The sequence below is a fragment of the Neorhizobium sp. SOG26 genome, assembly GCF_003491345.1.
GTDB classification, from domain to species: domain Bacteria; phylum Pseudomonadota; class Alphaproteobacteria; order Rhizobiales; family Rhizobiaceae; genus Neorhizobium; species Neorhizobium turbinariae.
On record NZ_CP025512.1, the window covers coordinates 2,683,535 to 2,702,406 of the forward strand.

12 protein-coding genes are annotated in these 18,872 nt (G+C 59.3%); 4 read left to right on the forward strand and 8 right to left on the reverse strand.

Features of this window, described 5'->3' with window-relative positions:
* Positions 1-15 precede the first annotated feature (15 nt).
* The 5 genes from CYG48_RS13395 to CYG48_RS13415 form a co-directional block, all read right to left on the reverse strand.
* A complete protein-coding gene (locus tag CYG48_RS13395; protein WP_118850831.1) occupies positions 16-1,962 on the reverse strand; it encodes a DNA double-strand break repair nuclease NurA in 1,947 nt (648 codons plus the stop codon).
* Between the two features lie 6 nt (positions 1,963-1,968).
* Complete coding sequence (locus CYG48_RS13400) at positions 1,969-3,384, reverse strand: DNA cytosine methyltransferase (protein ID WP_245450345.1); 1,416 nt, start codon at positions 3,382-3,384, stop codon at positions 1,969-1,971.
* Positions 3,385-3,809: 425 nt separating this feature from the next.
* Entirely contained in the window at positions 3,810-7,067 is a 3,258-nt protein-coding gene (locus CYG48_RS13405) for an error-prone DNA polymerase (protein WP_118850833.1), read from the reverse strand.
* Entirely contained in the window at positions 7,064-8,575 is a 1,512-nt protein-coding gene (locus CYG48_RS13410) for a Y-family DNA polymerase (RefSeq protein WP_118850834.1), read from the reverse strand. The genes CYG48_RS13405 and CYG48_RS13410 overlap by 4 nt, the downstream gene beginning before the upstream one ends.
* Positions 8,496-9,251, reverse strand: a complete 756-nt coding sequence (locus tag CYG48_RS13415; protein ID WP_118850835.1) for an ImuA family protein — start codon at positions 9,249-9,251, stop codon at positions 8,496-8,498. The genes CYG48_RS13410 and CYG48_RS13415 overlap by 80 nt, the downstream gene beginning before the upstream one ends.
* Before the next feature lie 1,139 nt (positions 9,252-10,390).
* On the opposite strand from CYG48_RS13415, the gene CYG48_RS13425 reads away from it, so the two are divergent.
* On the forward strand, positions 10,391-11,530 hold the full coding sequence (locus CYG48_RS13425; RefSeq protein ID WP_150132727.1) for a hypothetical protein: 1,140 nt from the start codon (positions 10,391-10,393) through the stop codon (positions 11,528-11,530).
* A 121-nt stretch (positions 11,531-11,651) separates the two neighbouring features.
* Positions 11,652-12,179, forward strand: a complete 528-nt coding sequence (locus tag CYG48_RS13430) for a hypothetical protein (RefSeq protein WP_245450346.1) — start codon at positions 11,652-11,654, stop codon at positions 12,177-12,179.
* A 78-nt stretch (positions 12,180-12,257) separates the two neighbouring features.
* Here CYG48_RS13430 and CYG48_RS13435 read toward each other — a convergent pair whose 3' ends face one another.
* On the reverse strand, positions 12,258-14,165 hold the full coding sequence (locus tag CYG48_RS13435) for an AAA family ATPase (protein WP_245450347.1): 1,908 nt from the start codon (positions 14,163-14,165) through the stop codon (positions 12,258-12,260).
* Between the two features lie 208 nt (positions 14,166-14,373).
* Between CYG48_RS13435 and CYG48_RS13440 the strand changes: the two genes are divergently transcribed.
* Positions 14,374-14,631, forward strand: coding sequence for a helix-turn-helix domain-containing protein (locus CYG48_RS13440; protein WP_118850838.1), 258 nt, complete (start codon positions 14,374-14,376; stop codon positions 14,629-14,631).
* A 369-nt stretch (positions 14,632-15,000) separates the two neighbouring features.
* On the opposite strand, the gene CYG48_RS13445 is transcribed toward CYG48_RS13440, so the two are convergent.
* On the reverse strand, positions 15,001-16,221 hold the full coding sequence (locus CYG48_RS13445; RefSeq protein ID WP_118850839.1) for an FAD-dependent oxidoreductase: 1,221 nt from the start codon (positions 16,219-16,221) through the stop codon (positions 15,001-15,003).
* Positions 16,222-16,353: 132 nt separating this feature from the next.
* On the opposite strand from CYG48_RS13445, the gene dxr reads away from it, so the two are divergent.
* Complete coding sequence (dxr, locus tag CYG48_RS13450; RefSeq protein ID WP_118850840.1) at positions 16,354-17,541, forward strand: 1-deoxy-D-xylulose-5-phosphate reductoisomerase; 1,188 nt, start codon at positions 16,354-16,356, stop codon at positions 17,539-17,541.
* A 28-nt stretch (positions 17,542-17,569) separates the two neighbouring features.
* Here dxr and hemA read toward each other — a convergent pair whose 3' ends face one another.
* On the reverse strand, positions 17,570-18,784 hold the full coding sequence (gene hemA, locus CYG48_RS13455; protein ID WP_118850841.1) for a 5-aminolevulinate synthase: 1,215 nt from the start codon (positions 18,782-18,784) through the stop codon (positions 17,570-17,572).
* Between the last annotated feature and the right edge of the window lie 88 nt (positions 18,785-18,872).

Consider the following 18,872-nt stretch of genomic DNA (forward strand, 5'->3'; position numbering starts at 1 on the left):
CCCAAATGTCGTACCTCAACGTCCTATCGTCGGACGTAGTAACCACTCACGGCCTGAGCCACATAGCATCCGCCTCAGGCCATCGAAGAGTTTGGCATCTTCATTGTCGAGTGCCTTTTTGAGAGCTTGCACTGCCGTGAAGGTGTTAATGGGTCTGCTCATCCAGTTTGGGACTTTTGCAAATTTATCAACTATATCAAGCCCGACAGGGAAGGCATAGTGCGGCAAAAGCAACGAGCAATGCATAACAAGCTCTGCAGTGCTCTCGAACTCCGCTGCGTCCTTTTCGAACAGCTCCATTCGGATCGGTGCAGACCACTCTGTCACCTGCAGATACGAAACCCTCGGCTTGGGATACTTTCCAATTTCCTCCTGCCAAGCCAAGGGCGCTTTACGAAGCAAATTCCTATCGAGAACAACTGGACGTAGAGCTTCGCCCGGTTCAAGGAGGCAACGAAACAGGAGCGGATCGGTAATGCGCTGGCCTTCGAAATCGTCGTCGTCCGCAGGATCGACGGCATGTAAGAACCATGCCTTCCACTCGTGCGGTGGCACTGGCAGCAAATCCTTTAGTTCGTGGTCATCCAAGCTACTGAGAACCGCACGTAGTACCGAGTTGGTGGTGCTCTCCCGCTCGATTACTCCGCAAACGACAGCACTAGCTTCCTGAAGCAGCTCTAATTGTCTCAGGTAAACGCTGATGAAGTTGCGTTCTCGGCTGTCTCGCCTGTGCGCCTCACCCGGGAGCAACTCTGCTATAGCGCTCTTCGAAAAATTGGGGAACCTGTGGCGTATCTGGCCATCCTTCATCACGTCGGTGTATCGAGATACAGGATTCACAAGCGCGCCATGCATGAATATTGTAGAGATATTGCTTGTTTCCCGCAGCATCTGAACAGCACCAGCAGCCTCGATGGAGATGCGCGCAGCATCTCGCAAAGCACCAATGTCCGGAAATGTGTCGTCGTAAGCGCCATCCTCATCGTTGGCGTACAGCTCGTCGATGAGGTGCTTCAACATACTGAAGCGTTCACGTTCCGGGCTCTGATCTCCCGGGGTGACGATATACCCTCCAACACGGGCCGCGATAGGCGCAGACCCAAGCATTGAAAGATTAGCTAGCCCACCGTCAACGAAACCAATGGGTTTACCCGCCACTTTGCGCCAGAGGCTAGGGTGATCCTTTTCGATCTTGACGATACCGCCGGTCTCTAAAAGCACGGCGCGAAGTTGTGAGGCTAGCTCGCCTACCGTCTCCATGAAGCGTAACTGAGCGGGAGCTGATAGATCACCCGCGACCTTCAACATTCTCTCCAGGATGTGTGGTGTCTTTAGCCTCTCTTTCACGGTTCTGGAACGATGCTTCTTAGTTGCCACCTCATCCTCAGGCATCGGCGCGATGACTGCCTTGGGTGCGGGTTCCTTAAGGATAGGTTTCCTTGGAGCCTCATGATTAAGGAGTGCATCCCGATCAGAGACACAGTATCGGGCGATTGAAGCGAAGAGCGCATCACCCTCTTCGAAAACCGACATACTGGAAGACAACGTTTTCTCGACGATAGCTACAAGACCGGCATGTAGCAGTCGATCTGTCGATCGAGATATGAACGTAATAGTTATTGGCGTATCGCCGTTATTTCCTACTTTTGAGCGGAGTAGGAGGAAATCCTTGCAATCGAGCTGAGCAAAGACCTCGCCTTTGATCTGATTGCCTCCCAGCCGCCAATTCTTGCCTGTCTTGCCTAGCCAGCGGTCCTCATGATTAACCGTGTCGCCAAAGGTACACGTGCTAGAAAGCTCTACCGCGCCACGAGCGAAGGCCTCATCAGAGAGCAATCGGCGGACTACCGGCACATTCATCTGTATGGCCCGCTGCTTACTTGTTGCGGCGGCGCGATGGGCAGCGAACAGCCCAAGGTCTGATTCTGTCAGCGATCTTACGATGATAATTTCGCTGTCCATCGTTTACTAGTTCCGTCTAGTGGTCAGGCACATTGGACCTGTAGAAGCGTCGAGAGCCGCCGTTATCTGGGCGAGTAGTGCCTCTGCGACTGCCTTGGCAAGCAAGGGCGGAACTGCGTTACCAATTTGGCGGAACGCGGGATTCATCGTTCCTGAGAACCTAAAGCCGTCTGGGAAAGACTGCAGCCGGGCGGCTTCCCGCACCGATATCGTCCTAGCTTGCTTACTGTCGTAATGAATGTGGGTGTAACTGTCTTTACCAAGGTGGGCTAGGAGCGTTCGCGCTGGCTTATCTGCCTCCATCTTTCGCCACTTATTGGGGAACTTTGATGCATCGTATGGAGGTACAATGCTTTTCCACAGAGCGTTCCATTCTTCCGACCCCTCCATGAGGGGCTTTCCGCCAGCATTCTTCTGTTCAACGGCCTCATGGAACATTTCAACCGCATGTCGGTAGGCCTCAGGATATTGGTCGCCGGGATTGAGACGAGCAAACAGCGGATAGTCTCTGGGCAGGTAGCGTATCACATGATCCACGAGATGTGGTTTCGCTTCAAAACCCGGCCACTCGCGCATCAGCGCCGCATACCGGGAGGGGCGAGAGGAGATCGGATACGGCATCGCGTCCGACATCCGCCTAGCTCCTCGTTTAAGTGTCCCCAGTTCCAGCATCTTACGCGCATCAATGGTCGGCAGGTCGCCTAAAGCATCTTCCGCAGAGACGGCACCGGGGAGACCACGCTTAGCCTGGGGTGCTGGTTGATAGTATGGATCGGCGGAGCTGCCGAACGTACGATTCAATAGCTTCAGCGCGACAGAGCGGGAACCTTCATAACCTGGGGGAAGAGAAATCCAATGCGTCGGCTCTGGAAGAGTGATCCGCTCGGGTAACAGTTCCTTCCGAACAGCAACCAGAAACATGCGCTCTCGCATCTGAGGAACGCCATAGAATGCGGCGTTCAACAACGTATAGGTGCAAGTGTATCCTTTGCTGCTCATAACCTCGCAGACTTCGGCTGCGATGTTGTGGCCTCCATGATTGAGCATGTCTGGCACGTTTTCCATGACAACCATCAGAGGAGAGCATGCTTCGACGTAGTCAAGGTACTCAATATAGAGCCGCGCACGCTTGTCATGCCGGAAGGCTTCCGGATGATCCGAGACTTCCCTGAGCTTTGAACGACCTACGCGGGCGAAAGCCTGACATGGCGGCCCCCCTACGATAATATCGAATGCTAATGCTGGGTCGCCTAGTCCGAGGTCGCGGGTAAGATCGGCGGGCTTGGTGTTAGTGATGTCGCGCGCTTTTCCGTGCTCAGGGTCACCGCCATGAAAATTGAGCCCGTGAGAACGGGCAGCATCAGCGTCAAATTCAACCGCAGCCGTAATATCGCAGCCCGCGGCTTGGAAACCTAGCGACAACCCTCCGCAGCCTGCGAATAGGTCAAGGACCCTCGGAGCGGAACGTGCACGTAAGCGCTTTATCTTCAACTCAATCGAATGAAGATGCATTCAAGTCGTACCCTAGAGTTGTCATTCGAATCGAGACATTGCCATCTACACTAACGCTCGTTGTCTGATTTATCCACGAGCAGCTTTGTCAAAGCAATGTACCCCTCTCCTGACAACCAGAAATTCTGGCGAAGGGTATTTAACATCCGTCACGCAAAGGTTCTCGGACGGCATTATTCATTAAGTCGGCGAATGCTTTGCGACCTCCGGAGGGTTAGTCCGGCCGAGACGTATGGCAGCATGCAATGAGTAATCTAGCGGCCCCGAACGGCAGCAAGGGAGGCGCAAAGCAGCAGCCATCGGCTATTTCACCTCCGGCCCGAAAGCGGCCGACGTCACTGAAAATTCCGTGCCTTCACCTTCAACGTGTCGATGTGCAGATCCCTGACGAAGATGTCGCGCGGCTCCGGCACCGGCCTCGGCCTGTCTCGCGGATCCGGACCGCCACCATGAGCGAATTCATCTCCCCTGCCCGTCGGCAGCTTGAAGTCGACGTCGCGGTCGGCCAGTCCCGAGAGGTCGCCGCTGAGGTCGAAGAGCTGCTGAGCGACGAGGTGGACGACGTCGCCTTCCCGCTGGACCCTTCCGTTGATCGCCATCATCGACGCTCCCAGGACAACACGACGTCTCTTCTCGAAGAGGCTCGGCCAGACCACGACGTTCGCCGGGGCGGTCTCGTCCTCGACGGTAATGAACATCACGCCCTTCGCCGACCCTGGCTTCTGCCGCACGAGAACCAGTCCGGCAGTCATCACCCAGCGCCCGTCTCGCGCGTTCATGGCTTCCGAGCAGGTCACGATTCTGCGCTTCTCCAGATCCCTCCGGAGGAACGCAATGGGATGTTGTCGCAACGTCAGGCCGACATGCCCGTAATCCTGTATGACGTTGTGCCCTTCAGTCATCTGCCGCAGCTCGACCTCAGGCTCCTGCTGCTCCGGGATGACCGCAGCCTCGCGTTCGGCGGCCGCAGCGAAGAGCGGAAGGGGCTCGTCGCGAAGCGCCTTGATCGCCCAGAGTGCGTCGCGGCGCTGAAGCTTCAGCGACGGAAGGAACGCGTCCGCCTCGGCGAGCTGTACCAGCGCCTCCGTCGGCACGTCAGATCGCCTCCAGACGTCATCGACGCTCTCGAAGTCGCGGTTCATACGCGCGGCCACTATCCGGGCTGCGTCGGCAACCGCCAGCCCCTTGACCATGCGCATTCCAAGACGAACGGCGTGACGGTCGCTGTTGCCGATACGCTCAAGCGTGCAGTCCCAGCGGGAGCGGTTGATGCAGACTGGCCGAACCTCGACGCCGTGCTTCTGCGCATCCCCAACAATCTGCGCGGGTGCGTAGAAGCCCATCGGCTGGGAATTCAGGAGCGCGGCGCAGAAGACCTCCGGGAAGTGGCACTTCGCGTAGTTCGAAGCATAAGCAATGAGCGCGAAAGACGCCGCGTGACTCTCCGGGAAGCCGTAGCTGCCGAATCCTTCGAGCTGCGTGAAGGTCTTCTCGGCAAACTCGGTGGAGTAGCCGTTCCTGATCATGCCGCTGACCAGCTTGTCCTTGAACCGCGACACCCCTCCGGTGAACTTGAAAGTCGCCATGGACTTGCGAAGCTGATCAGCCTCGCCTCCGGTGAACCCGGCGCAGACCATCGCGACCTTCATTGCCGACTCCTGGAAGAGCGGGACACCAAGTGTCTTGCCGAGGACGGCTTTAAGCTCCGGTGTCGGATACTCGACCTTCTCCTTGCCTTCCCGTCGGCGAAGATAGGGGTGCACCATGTCGCCCTGGATCGGGCCGGGCCTGACGATCGCCACCTGCACCACCAGGTCGTAGAACGTGCGCGGCTTCATGCGGGGCAGCATGGCCATCTGCGCCCTGCTTTCGATCTGGAAAGTACCCAAGGTGTCCGCGCGTCGGATCATGGCGTAGGTGGCCGGATCCTCCTGCCTGATCGTCGCAAGGTCGAGATCATCGTTCTTGTGCTCGCGGATCAGGTCGAACGCCTTCTGCATGCAGGTCAGCATCCCGAGGGCCAGGACGTCGACTTTCATGAATTTGAGCGCCTCCACGTCGTCCTTGTCCCACTCGATGATCTGCCTGTCCTTCATGGAGGCCGGTTCGATCGGCACAAGGTCGTCCAGCCTGTCATGCGTGAGGACAAAGCCCCCGGGATGTTGGCCGAGATGCCGGGGCGCGCCCATGAGCTGCTGGGCTAGCTTGAGCGTAAGGACCAGACGGCGGTCCTCCGGATTAAGGTTCAGCTCGCGGACGTTCCGGTCGCTGACCTCCTCCGACCACGACCACATGCCGGACGACAATGCCTTGATTACGTCCTCCGGCAGGCCGAGCGCCTTGCCGACGTCGCGGATCGCACCCCTCGCCCGATATCTGGTGACCGTCGAACAGAGCGCCGCCTTCTCCTTGCCATAGGTCTTGTAGATCCACTGGATGACCTGCTCGCGGCGCTCGTGCTCGAAGTCCACGTCGATGTCCGGCGGCTCGTCGCGCTCCTTCGAGACGAAGCGCTCGAAAAGAAGGTCATTGGTCTCGGGATCGATGCTCGTGATGCCGAGGATATAGCAGATGGCCGAATTGGCGGCGGAACCCCGACCCTGGCAAAGAATGCCTTGCGAACGGGCGAACTTGACGATGCTGTACACAGTCAGGAAATAAGGCGCGTACTTCATCTCCTTGATCAGCTCGAGTTCGTGCTTCACTGCGCGGAGCACCTTCTGCGGCAGCCCTTCAGGATAGCGGTTCGGGATGCACTCGCGAACGTAGTGCTCCAGCGACTGCTGGGCGTCCATACCCGGAACTATCGCTTCCTCCGGATACTGGTAGGTCAGCTCTTCTAACGAGAACTTGCAGCGTTCGACGATCTCCATCGTGCGGCTCAGCGCTTCCGGGTAGGCGGGAAACAGCCGCTCCATCTCCTCGGGCGGCTTCAGGTATCGGTCGGCGTGGCGCTCTCGCTCGAAGCCGATCGCGTCTATCGTGGTGTTGTTCCGGATGCACGTAACCACGTCCTGAAGCTGGCGGCGGCCTGGCTCGTGGAAGAGGACGTCGTTGGTGACGACCGTCCGGACGCGGAACTTCGCCGCGAGGTTGGACAGCTCGTGAAGGCGGAGCGGGTCGTTGGGACGACGACGCAGGCAAAGCGAGACGTAGGCGCGGTTGCCGAAGATCTCCTGCATCTTGCGGAGCTGGACGGCGCATGTCTCGTCCGGGAGGTCTGGCACCAGGATGCCGATGAGGCCTTCGGAATAGAGTGCCACATCATCCAGGTTGATGACGCAATTGTTTTTCCCGCCCCTGCTCTTGCCCAGCGTCAGCAGCCTGGTGAGGCGGGAGTAAGCCCCGCGGTCAGTAGGATAGACAAGGATCGACATGCCGTCCTGCAGGTCGAGGCGGCACCCCACCACGAGACGGACACCCGTCGCCCGGGAGGCTTCAAGTGCACGCACGATTCCGGCGAGGCTGTTGCGGTCGACGACGCCCAGTGCGTCGATGCCGAGTGCCTTGGCGGTAGCGAAAAGCTCGTCCGCAGATGAGGCTCCTCGGAGGAAGGAGAAGTTTGTCGTGACCTGAAGCTCAGCGTACTTCATGCGAAGATCCCGTGCATGAACCACTGATGGTCCCCGGTTTCCGGATCGACGCCGTCGCCGGAGCGGAATATCCAGAAGCGCTCGCCGACGTCGTTCTCGATGACGTAGTAGTCGCGCACCGCCTCAAGCTCGCTGTCGCGTTTCCACCATTCGCCAAAGATGCGCTCCGGCCCGTCGGCGCGGGCGACATTGTGCCTCCTGCCACGCCACGTGATACTCCGCGGCGGATAGTCGGGCATAAGGGCGATTGCGGTGATGCGGTCGGGACGGTCGAGCAGCCGCACCGGACGACGCCACTGGTGGTTCCAGATCTCACCGCTCGGCTCCGCGGCAGCAGCTATCCTCTGTACACTCCGCTCAGGAACGTCGGAAGCGACGGGTGCCAGGCGATAGACACGCTGGCCACGGTTTCCGAGAACGTCGATGAGAGGAGTGATGTCGCTAGTCTCCTCGTCGATGAGCGTCGACGAACGCTGCTCCTCATCGAGCGGCTGGGACATCACCGCGACGAGCGTCAGCTTCTCGATGCCGAAGCCAGGCTCGATCTTCTCTGTCCTGTCCCTGAAGAGCTTCGTCAGCCAGGCAACGTCGCGGGCTGGCTTGGCAGTTCCTGCACGGATCGCTTGACGTGAACCGTCGACCTTGTCGACGATCAGGTCGGTGCGGCGTACGCCCAGGCCCTGGCGCTGCAGTTCGGCGACGAGCTGGATGACAAGGCGGCCAACATACTTGTTGATTGTTTCCGCTGCACCGATCGGTTCCGCGAAAGCCCGCGAGACCTCGATCCATTCTGGCGCGCGTATCGGCTCTATCGGCTCGGACGCTCTGCCCAGCATCTGGTCGAGCCGACGCCCGATCTCCGGCCCGAAGCGGAGAGCGAGCGGAGCTCGCGCAGTGTTCCCAAGCTCGCCGACGGTCTGGAAGCCGAGCGTCCGAAGGTCATCGATGTTCTTGTCAGGAAGCCTGAGCAGGTGGATCGGCAGCCGCTCGACGGCGCGGAACGTCTCGCCTCGCGGAACGACGACCGTCTCCCGTTGGATAGCTCGCGCACATGCATGTGCTGCGCCCCAGGTGTCGGCGATGGCAACTTTAGCCGTCAGTCCCTTCGACCGGAACCTGTTGGCGATCCCGGTCAGCATGGTCTCTTCGCCGCCCTGCAGATGGTCTGCGCCTTCTGTGTCCAGAACGAGTCCGTCGGGGCCATCGACGGCAACGATCGGGGAATAAACCGTCAGCGCCCAGAGCGCGATCCGTTCGAGGGCGGCGGCATCGGCTACATGATCGGCGTCGATCATCATCAGATCGCGGAAGATTGCCTGAGCCTTCGCCGCCGGCATGCCTACCCTCACCCCAGCCTTGCGGGCCGCGTCGTCGGCCGCCGACACCCAGCGCCTGGATCCGGACTTCGCGATCACCGCAATGGCCTGCTCAGGCGGTATTGCGGGATCGGCCCGACGTATCCGATCGGTTGCCAGATCGGGAAGATAGATGGATACAACCCTTGTCATCGCAGGCCCCGATTTCAAACTCTGCACACTCGCCCGCACGCGATCTCATCAGTTCAAGCAGCCACCTCGCACGCCCCAGTCCCGGTACCGGAAGCTCCTCCGAGGGAAGGACGCTGACCCGCCACCTCGTCGTCGACGCGGTCGGCTGTCCGAAATCGTTTGCCTCCGTCTGCCGCCGCCAGCGCCTCACCGCGATGGCTATCGTCCCGGTACGCTCGGCAGCAAGCTGCAGGCGACGGGACGCCACCATCGGGAGTCTCACGAGTTCTCCGACGACGGCACCTAGTCCTCCATAGGAGATGCATTCTTCCATGCTCGCCAGCACGTCCTCCTCCCTGTCGCCCTCCACGAACACGATCCTGTCGGGGTGCAGTCCGACCTGGGCCAATGCTGGCATGAAGAGGTCGGGCCTCGTCAGGCACCACGCGACCCGCCCCTTCGTCCGCGCAGCTATACCAGCGGCCATGAGCGCGGCCGCGGCTCCGTCAACAGTACCCGAGCCGCCCCCCGCGAACTCATGAAGCGCGCCATGAGCGAGGCCACCCCCCGGGAGGACGGCATCGATCTCCGGAACCCCGAATGGCAAAAACCCAGCCCTCTTCACGCCCTCCCCCTCGATCGAGGAGATGCGTTCACGCAGTTCAGCCAGGACCTGATCCCGTAGGACAGCCGACATCGTTCGCTGAATCCTTCCGGCTAGCGTTCATTGGAAGACGACTTCATGCCATCAAAATGACTGATGTTCCTCTTCTGTTCCTTCGCAAACCGAGAGTCAAGCGGGCAGAAAATAGGAATACAATCTCACAGCATTAGAAGAATCGAAGATTCTCTTTGCGAATCATGTCTCTAGCACGCGCTTGTAAGTGACCGGCTTTATTGAGGAAATTTCGGTTTCGCATAACGAGATGATCGCAAGGACCTTGTCATGGTCGTCGCACGAGGTATTGTCGCCCTAGAACAAGCGCCGTTCCACGCCGCGCCTCTAACTCACTCCCTGAGGACTGGATGATTTTCTCTCTCAAGACGATCAAAGACCTCCTCCGCTCGACCCGGCCGACGCTCGCCATCGCGCTACACAAGTCCGGCTTCAGACCCTCTGGCACCTCGCGCATTAAAGTCGGCGAGAGGCGCAACCGCGAGACGCTCCAGCGCCGTGGCCGGATCTGATCCCGTCTTTGTGGTTCCAGAATCGTGAGGAAGCGTTGAGCCGAAGCAAGAAACCGCTTGATCTAACGTCTACGCTGCGCGAGGTGCGCGTTCCTCTCATCGAGGTCGAGTGCCGTGCCTGCGACCGATCCGGATCACTTGACCGGGCAGCGCTCATCAAGAAGCACGGGGCCGCCGTGACCTTCGCCAGGCTGCGTCGCATGGCGGCTATGGGATGCACTAGGCTGATCAGTGAGGATGGCGACCGGTGCGGAACAAGGTTTCCTGGAATTATGTAGCAGATTCCACAACGACTAGATGGCTACTCGGGTCTTCGAGCTTCTTTTACGAGGCGAGTGGCTTCTTCCATCATGTCTATCTCGGATGACCTTGCATGCGTTCCGCCGAAACGTCCCTCTGAAGCCATGTCCAAAGTGGCTTGCTCAAAACGTTGGCGCGCAGCGGCAGCTCGCTCCTCCATTTCTCTGGAACCTCGAGCGGTTTCGTTCGGCACGTCTCGCTCCCGATGACAATGACCTGATCGCCATCATAAGCCATCTTGTGACATTTGCTAATAGATCCGGCACGCCCTTGTCTCGAGGGCTAGCGGCGAACAGGCCGACAGGCATAATGTAAGCGGAGTTGCGGGGCACGGCACTGGGGATTTCTGTGGTATTAGGGGCGAAATGGCTGGGCGTGGCTTTGGGGGTGCTACTTTACGGCGGCACCATCACGAAAGCGGCAGAAATCGAGAAGATTGACCTCCCGGGAGTTGCTGTGCCGCTTATCAGCTTGCGGGGCCCGATAGAGCAAGGCGACGGTGAGAAGTTCTCGAAGCTGACGGATGGCCTTGATCGAGCGTCCGTCATTCTGAAAAGCCCCGGTGGTCTTGTGAAGGAAGCGTTGCAGATTGGAGCGACGATCCGGATGTCAGGCTTCTCGACGATGGTCGCCGCTGATCAGGAGTGCTTTTCCGCCTGTGGGTTGATCTGGGTGTCTGGTGTCCGGCGGTACATGTCAGATACTTCGCTGATCGGGTTCCATGCGGCCTATCGGGAGGAGAACGGCGAGTATCGCGAAAGCGGTGTCGCGAACGCCGAAATTGGTTCCTACCTCACGCACCTGGGGCTTCGCATCGAGGCAATTCGATACTTCACGGCCGCAGGGCCGGACGACTTCCTGCTACTCACCCCAGACCGCGCACGGATGCTGGGCATCGAGACCTACAGGGTGGACGGTGGCAACATCACCACGCCGTCGGCAAACCCTACAGTGGATGTGTATGCCGATCGGTTTGTATCATACTCGCTGTTGCAGTCCCGATGCGCCCCCTTCCTTCAGCCGGATCCGATAGCGGTCAAACGCGCACATGAAGCGACCTTCGCTGAAGGCAGTCAATTGGTTGGGGGCGACAAGTGGATCGAACTGTGGACTCCTCTTCTTGATCAAGTGAAGTCTCAACTGAACGAGAAGGGCGCACTCTTGCTCTGCGTCGAGACGGAGGCACACCTGCGTGGACAAGGGCAGGAAACAGGCGTTGAGGGGCCAAGTTTTCCATGTGCTGACGCCGCGACGCCCACAGAGCTGTCACTATGCCAGACGCCGGAACTGTGGGCCAAGGATCGTGCCATGAACTCTATCTACATGTGGATACGGAACAACGTCGAGAAGTCCGTGCGGAAGCGTCTCCTGGCGGTACAGCGCCTGTGGCTCAAGGATCGCAATAACTGCGGCGGTGACGCGAGCTGTCTCAATGCCATCTATGATCAGCGGCTGAATGAACTTCGAGCCATTGATCTGCCGAGTTGAGATCAAAGATATGGATTTAATGCTGCCGGACCTGCTTCTCTCAGGATCTAAACCAGGACTTTGTCGAGAGATTATACCGTTTGGAATAGTGATCCCCGTGAGACCGTAGCAGAGGCAGTAGATGAGCAGCTCCCACCCCAGTGTGTCCTCGCGCGGCGATTATCCTGGTTCGAACGCCAGCGTCCGCGAAATTCTCGCCTTGGCAAACTCCTACTATCAAGCCGCAATCGTCTTGTTTCGAGAGAGCCAGAAGAAGCTCGTACCACTGTCATCGGCCCCGGCCCGGATGGCGGCGATCCACGCCATCGAACTCTATGTGAACGCGTTTCTGAGACATGAAGGCGCTGCTCCCGAGGAAATCCGAAAGCGAATGCACAATCTTGCTGAGCCAACCTTAGTCGCCAAACTGAAGCTTCGAAAAAGAACGGCTCTGCACCTGGAGGAAATGACCGCAAGACGAGAGTATCTGATCGCGCGCTACGCTCCTGAGCGGGTGACCGACCACACAGAGCTGAATCGACTGTCTGCGACCCTGGTGGAGGTCATGAAAAAGGTAGGCGAACACGTGGGGACGTCGAGCCAACCGACCGACTTTCCACGGCACCCGCTCGACCTGAAGGTTGCGTCCTCCGACAAGCAAGCCCTCTGAGCCGGGAGTTCTGGACTCATGTCATGGCCGGTATCGAAGTATCCCTTCCTCCCGTATCCAACTGCTACGTTATCCAGCTTACCCAGATCCAAGGGCTCGAGGAGAGGCATCTCGATCTTCATCGAGCGCATCCAGCACCTCCTGCCCAGATAGCTTGAGCTGATCAACAAGGAGGTCGACTAGGCTCTCACAGACTGCTCTATGTTCCTCCACGATGCTCTTGGTCCGGCGGAACTGCTCCTGCAACGTGGCATCAACGCGCGCAAGCAGCGCTGGATCCATGTGACTGATCTCGTTGATCGGTTGGTCAGAAAGATCCCCAAAGGACGCAAGGCCTCTGCCCATCCCGTGCGACCGCTCGATTGCGATCACTGTCCGAGTGGCGTCGTACAAGTCGGATCCACGGCCACCGGACGAACCGTCGTCATGGCTGCCCAGCAGAACTTCCTCTGCCGCCATGCCCGCCAGCGTCATGGCGATGATGTCCAGGTAGTGGTCCTTATTTCGCCGAACCCATGGCTGGCGCTCGAAGATCGCCTTCCCCACTGATTGGTTTCCCGCGGTCGCCAAGACATTGGTGGTAAGCTCGACACCCACGAGCGGCATGCCGAGGATGGAACCAACAACTGCATGTCCGATTTCGTGGACGGCGTTCACCCTCAGTGCTTCCGGTGGAATCCTCACGGAGATCGGCAGATGGCACCTCACGTCATCGAAGGTGATGGCCCTCCGCAGCCTTCTCGCTCTGCGTCTGGCATTCCTGACTGTCCTCTGTATGTCGGCACCGCTAGCGCCCTCACTAAGTTCGGCGAAAACCCGGTAGTCTTGCTCGGCCATACTCTCGCGGAGATGCAACCTGAAGATCGCAGCACGCGCATGGAGATTCGGAAGCGGGATCCTCACATGGCGATCGAGCCGTCCGGATCGGATGATCGCTGGATCCACCATCTCGGGATGATTTGAGGCAGCCACCACAATAACGCCCTCACGTCCCTCGATCCCGTCCAACTGTTCAAGAAGGCCGTTGATGGCCTTGATGTCATAGGAGGCGTTACTGCCGGTGGCGTCTTCCCTCGACCCGAATGCGTCGATCTCATCAATGAAGAGAATAGCAGGCGCAGACTGCTTCGCCTCTTGAAAGCTCCTCTGCATCGCCTTGAGGAAATCGTTAAGATAGCCCTTCGCCTGCCACTTCGCGTACGAGCCGATGATCAACTTCACGCCGCAGGAAATCGCGAGTGCTCGGGCAAAGATGGTCTTGCCGACACCAGGCGGGCCCGACAGAAGAACGCCTCGATCGACGTCATCCCATGAGAGCGTTCCTGCCCGCCAGTCAGTCAGGTCGCAAGCCAAATCCAGGCCCCAGGCCTTCGCCTCACCATATCCTTGCATGTCCTCCAGCCGGATGTGCGAGAGCGCCTCCGGATCCCGATCAGGCTTCTGCTCTGGCGTCTCCGCCTGCGCCATCTTCTCGATGACGGACAGGACTCGCGAGATCGGTCGGCCTCGCGCCATCGCAAGCTTCAGGCGCTGCCAGTCGGTTCGAACAAGTGCTCTCGCCTGTGCCTCTGGCACCTGGATCCCGTACGCCCAGTACACGACACCTTGGACTCGCCGGGTATCGGGGGTGGAGAGTTCGATTATCGCGTCTAGTCCAAGACGTAGATCTGACGGCACTGCCTCACTAGGTCGAAAGAGGATTATAGACTGGTCGTTCAGCAGCATATCCATAATCGAACCATGAGTGTCGTCGCTTCTGCTTCCGTCAAAGATCTTTGCCTGATCATCGAACCGGTACTCGGAATCAGGATTTACTATGGCTAGCGCCGCCTTTAGGTACGACGTCTTATAGTTCCAGTCAGGAATAACTAGGCCCAGCGCAAAGCGGCGCGCGCGGCGGTAGGGTCGAACAGCACGGCTAATCGAAGCGTATGCCAAGAACTCTGGAAGAGCGAAGCCTTTGCGATCGTGCGAGATAGTCTTCAACGTCGTCATCCGTCCAAGAATAGACATTAGGCTCGGGCTTGAGCGAGCTACACGTGATTCGCGCAACCATGCGTGACCAGAGCTTCATAATAAACAATGGTGACATACACAATGTATCTTCCGTTATTTTTTATAACCCTTCGGTAACTCTGAAAGCCGTTGTCAACAATTTGTTGAAAGGAGAGTTCTAAGGTGACAATCAACGGGAATGAACGTCCCGAAACGAATACTCGCTGCAGCCCGCCTCCTGCTCGGCAAGACCCAAGCAGAGGTCGCAAGAGACTCCGGATTGAGCACAAAGACGGTTGTGTTCGTCGAGAAGGGAACGGCTAGCCTAGAAAGCGTGGTCAAACTTACTGAGCACTACCAAGAAAACGGGATCCAGTTTCTGGAGCCTGCAGACGGGAAAGGCTGGGGCATTCGAACCACCTTCCTCCTTCGAAGCTATCATCAGGAACGCCACTGAGCTTCCTCGAAGGATCAGGACCCCCTCTTAGGTTCAAGTCCACCCGATGCTTACCTACAAGCCCGTCCTGCGGACGGGTCCAATCGGCTGCGCCAAATGCCGGGCTCCGCCCGACTTATTACGAAGTGCGAAGGCAAGCCCAACGGCCGTTTAGTTGTGGTGCATAGTCCGTTGGACTTGCCTTCGCCATACGTCCCCCGTCAGTGCATCGCTTGCCACTCCCTGTAGCTGCAGCTCTTACCGGTAATAACCAGTAACAAGGTCAACACTCCAAAACGAGCGCAGGATTCCTAATCCTGAGGCCGTTGGTTCGACTCCAACTGGGATCACCACTTCTTTCCAAGCTCATCGACGTAGCAAGCGACGCATTCAACGACGTCGCTCCGTCGCCACGCGTTCCATCCTGAAGCCGAGGCCGATCAGGCGACCGGCGACGTGCGCCAGCAGCGGAAAGCGCGCGATGCCGCGGATGAAGGCGGGCGGACCCTTGCGCTTCTCGTCATCCGCCTCGTCGCTGCGCCGGCTGCTGCGCATCATCAGCTGAAGCTTCTGCGTCGCGCGGGTCGGGAAACTGCGACGTTTCTCAACCGCGGCAAGATGACTGTCCGACAGCCTACCTTCCCGCAACGGGGCCGAGAGAATGTTCGCCGCCGCCACGGCATCCTGGATGGCCAGGTTCACGCCGACACCGCCAATCGGCGACATGGCATGCGCCGCATCACCAATGCAGAGGAGGCCGGGACGCCACCACTGCTTCAGTCGGTCGATCCGCACCGTCAGCAGGCTTGTGTCATCGAAGGATCGGATCTCCTGCATCCGCTCGGCCGGCAGCGGTGATACATCCACCACCATCTGCCGAAAGGCGTCGATGCCGCGCGCCTTGATCTGCGCAAAGGTCGTGCGGCGGATCACGAAACCGCATTGCCAGTAGTCGCCGCGGTCGATCAATACAAAACCCTGCCGCGGGCCAGCATGGCCCATCACATCCGTCGGGTCGCCCGGTTGCTTGGACAGCTTCATCCACACCACCTCGCTTGGCGTGCCGAAGTTTTCGATTGTCAGCCGGGCCTTTTCCCGCACCACGGAATGTCGCCCGTCTGCGCCGACAACGAGCCTGGAATGAATGCGAACGTCGCCATCGGGCGTGGCGACGGTGATGCCACTCACCCTGCCCGCCTCTTCCAGAACCTCGGTCACCTTCGCCCGCATGATCAGCCGGAAGTTCGGATATCGCCCCGCCTGCTCCGCGAGGAAGTTGAGGAAATCCCATTGCGGCATGAAGGCGATGAAGCGGTTCTGCACCGGCAGCCGCGAAAAATCCGCCATGGTGATCGTGCGGCCGCCCATCTCCGCTGTCAGTTTCGGCGCCCGCGTATGCGGCAATTGCAGGAACTGCTCGATCAGCCCGAGTTGGGATATGACTTCCAGCGTCGACGGATGGATCGTGTCACCACGGAAATCCCGCAGGAAGTCGGCGTGCTTTTCGACAACGACGACATCGACGCCCGCCCTTGCCAGGAGGAAGCCGAGCATCAAACCCCCGGGGCCCGCACCGGCAATCACGCATGTCGTCTCGATTGTTCTCTTCATCGCGTTATTTCACCTGTCCTGCGGCGCGCGTTCAAGCCGCACATGGTCGCACCCGTGGTTGATCCGCCATCGGTCTTGTGAGCGGGCGCTTTCGCTTGTAGACCGGACAAAGTTAGTGAAACGGAAGATAACATGGCCGAAACCGGCAGACGTCGCATCAGCATCCTGGGTTCCACCGGCTCGATTGGGGTCAACACGCTCGATGTCGTGAACCAGCTCGGCGGCAGGGAAGCCTTCGACGTCGTCGCAGTGACAGGCAATGCCAATGTTGCGCTTCTCGCCGAACAGGCAAGGACCAGCGGCGCAAAATTGGCCGCGACGGCTGATGAAAAATGTTATGCGGCGCTGAAGGAAGCGTTAGCCGGAACTGACATAGAAGTTGCCGCAGGGCGTGAAGCGCTGATCGAGGCCGCCTCGCGCGACGCGGATGTCGTGATGGCGGCGATCGTCGGAACCGCAGGGCTTGCTCCAACGCTGGCGGCTGCCAAACGTGGCGCCGATATCGCGCTCGCAAACAAGGAATGCCTCGTTTCCGCCGGCGAGTTGTTCGTGAAGGCAGTAGCGGAAGGCGGCGGCAGGCTGATCCCCGTCGACAGCGAACACAGCGCGATCTTCCAGTGCCTGGAAGACAACCAGCACCATGCGGTGGAGCGCATCGTGCTGACAGCCTCGGGCGGGCCGTTCCGCACCTGGAGCCGGGAGCAGATGGCAGGCGTGACGGCCGATGTTGCTCGGGCCCATCCCAACTGGTCGATGGGCCTCAAGATCTCGATCGGCAGCGCCTCGATGTTCAACAAGGCGCTGGAGATGATCGAGGCAAAACACCTCTTCAACGTCGCGCCGGAGCAGATCGAGGTCATCGTCCACCCGCAGTCGGTGATCCATTCCATGGTGGGCTATCGGGACGGCTCGGTGCTGGCACAACTTGGCTGCCCCGACATGCGCACCGCCATCGGTTACGCGCTCAGCTATCCGGAGCGGCCGCAGCTCAATGTCGAGCGGCTGGATTTCGCCAAGCTGGCCCGGCTCGATTTCGAGGCACCGGACGAGGTTCGTTTCCCCGCACTTCGCCTCGCGCGCACGGCGTTGGAACGCGGTGGTGTGCAGGGTGCGGTGATGAACGCCGCCGAAGAGATAAGCTTCCATGCCTTCTGCGAGGGCCGCATCGGCTTCCTCCAGATGGCCGATATTGCCGAACAGGTCATGGACGACATGGTGGGCTACGGTGCCGCCGCGTCCATGGACGATGCTTTTGCCGCTGACGCGGAAGCCAGGCGCCGTGCCGGCGAACTGATCGCACAAAAAGAGATGGCCGCGTGAGCGGCCATTTTCCTTGAGGTAAGTGTGGTTAGGCCACGTGCCGCGCCAGAGCGCAGCGGGACCAGAGCTGGTGCAGCGAGCCGACCAGATGCTCGATATCGCCATCTGAATGCAGCGGCGTCGGCGTGATGCGCAGGCGTTCGGTCTTGCGCGGCACGGTCGGGTAGTTGATCGGCTGCACATAGATGTCGCAGGTGTCGAGCAGGATGTCCGAGATCCACTTGCACTTGGCCGCATCGCCAACCATGACCGGCACGATGTGGCTCGGGTTGTGCATGTGGGGAATGCCCTGCTTGTCGAGCATGGCGCGCAGCTTGCGCACACGATCCTGGTGGCGGGCCCGCTCGAACGGGCTCGACTTCAGGTGGCGGATCGAAGCGATCGCACCGGCCGCAAGCGTCGGCGGCAGCGCCGTGGTGAAGATGAAGCCCGAGGCAAATGAACGGATGAAGTCGCACAGCGCGCTGGATGCTGCGATATAACCGCCCATCACACCAAAGGCCTTGCCAAGCGTGCCCTCGATGATCGTGATCCGGTCCATCAGGCCTTCGCGCTCGGCAATGCCGCCGCCGCGCGGGCCGTACATGCCAACGGCATGCACTTCATCGAGATAGGTCATCGCGCCGTACTTGTCGGCGAGGTCGCAGATTTCATTGATCGGCGAAATATCGCCATCCATGGAATAAACGCTCTCGAACGCGATCAGCTTCGGCGCATTCGGATCGGCAGCCGCCAGTTTTGCTTCGAGGTCGTTGAGGTCGTTGTGCTTCCAGATCACCCGCTCGCACTTGCCGTGGCGGATGCCTTCGATCATCGACGCGTGGTTCAACGCATCGGAGAAGATGATGAGGCCTGGAATCTTCTGGCCGAGTGTTCCGAGCGTCGCCCAGTTGGACATGTAACCGGAATTGAAGATCAGGCCGGCTTCCTTGCCGTGCAGGTCGGCAAGTTCCTGTTCGAGAAGAACATGGTAGTGCGTGGTGCCAGAAATATTCCGGGTGCCTCCCGCACCCGCGCCACAGTGGTCGATGGCTTCTTTCATCGCCTCGACCACGGCAGGATGCTGGCCCATGCCGAGATAATCGTTGGAACACCAGACCGTAACTTCGCGGGGACCATCGGGAGTATGCCGGGTGGCGCGCGGAAAATTGCCGCGATGCCGCTCGAGATCGGCGAACACTCGGTAACGGCCTTCGTTATGAAGACCATTCAGTTCGCTCTTAAAAAATGCCTCGAAATCCATTCTCACACTCCAGAAACCGCTCCGGTTTTGGGTTCAGTCGCGCGCCCCGTCAACCCCGCGGCACGTGAATAGACCTCACCTGCGGCAA

What these genes read in the sequence shown, in the direction of transcription:
- CYG48_RS13395 (WP_118850831.1), bottom strand. Translation starts at nt 1,962, where the DNA reads ATGGACAGCGAAATTATCATCGTAAGATCGCTGACAGAATCAGACCTT.
- CYG48_RS13405 (WP_118850833.1), bottom strand. Translation starts at nt 7,067, where the DNA reads ATGAAGTACGCTGAGCTTCAGGTCACGACAAACTTCTCCTTCCTCCGA.
- CYG48_RS13410 (WP_118850834.1), bottom strand. Translation starts at nt 8,575, where the DNA reads ATGACAAGGGTTGTATCCATCTATCTTCCCGATCTGGCAACCGATCGG.
- CYG48_RS13415 (WP_118850835.1), bottom strand. Translation starts at nt 9,251, where the DNA reads ATGTCGGCTGTCCTACGGGATCAGGTCCTGGCTGAACTGCGTGAACGC.
- CYG48_RS13430 (WP_245450346.1), top strand. Translation starts at nt 11,652, where the DNA reads ATGAGCAGCTCCCACCCCAGTGTGTCCTCGCGCGGCGATTATCCTGGT.
- CYG48_RS13440 (WP_118850838.1), top strand. Translation starts at nt 14,374, where the DNA reads ATGAACGTCCCGAAACGAATACTCGCTGCAGCCCGCCTCCTGCTCGGC.
- CYG48_RS13445 (WP_118850839.1), bottom strand. Translation starts at nt 16,221, where the DNA reads ATGAAGAGAACAATCGAGACGACATGCGTGATTGCCGGTGCGGGCCCC.
- dxr (WP_118850840.1), top strand. Translation starts at nt 16,354, where the DNA reads ATGGCCGAAACCGGCAGACGTCGCATCAGCATCCTGGGTTCCACCGGC.
- hemA (WP_118850841.1), bottom strand. Translation starts at nt 18,784, where the DNA reads ATGGATTTCGAGGCATTTTTTAAGAGCGAACTGAATGGTCTTCATAAC.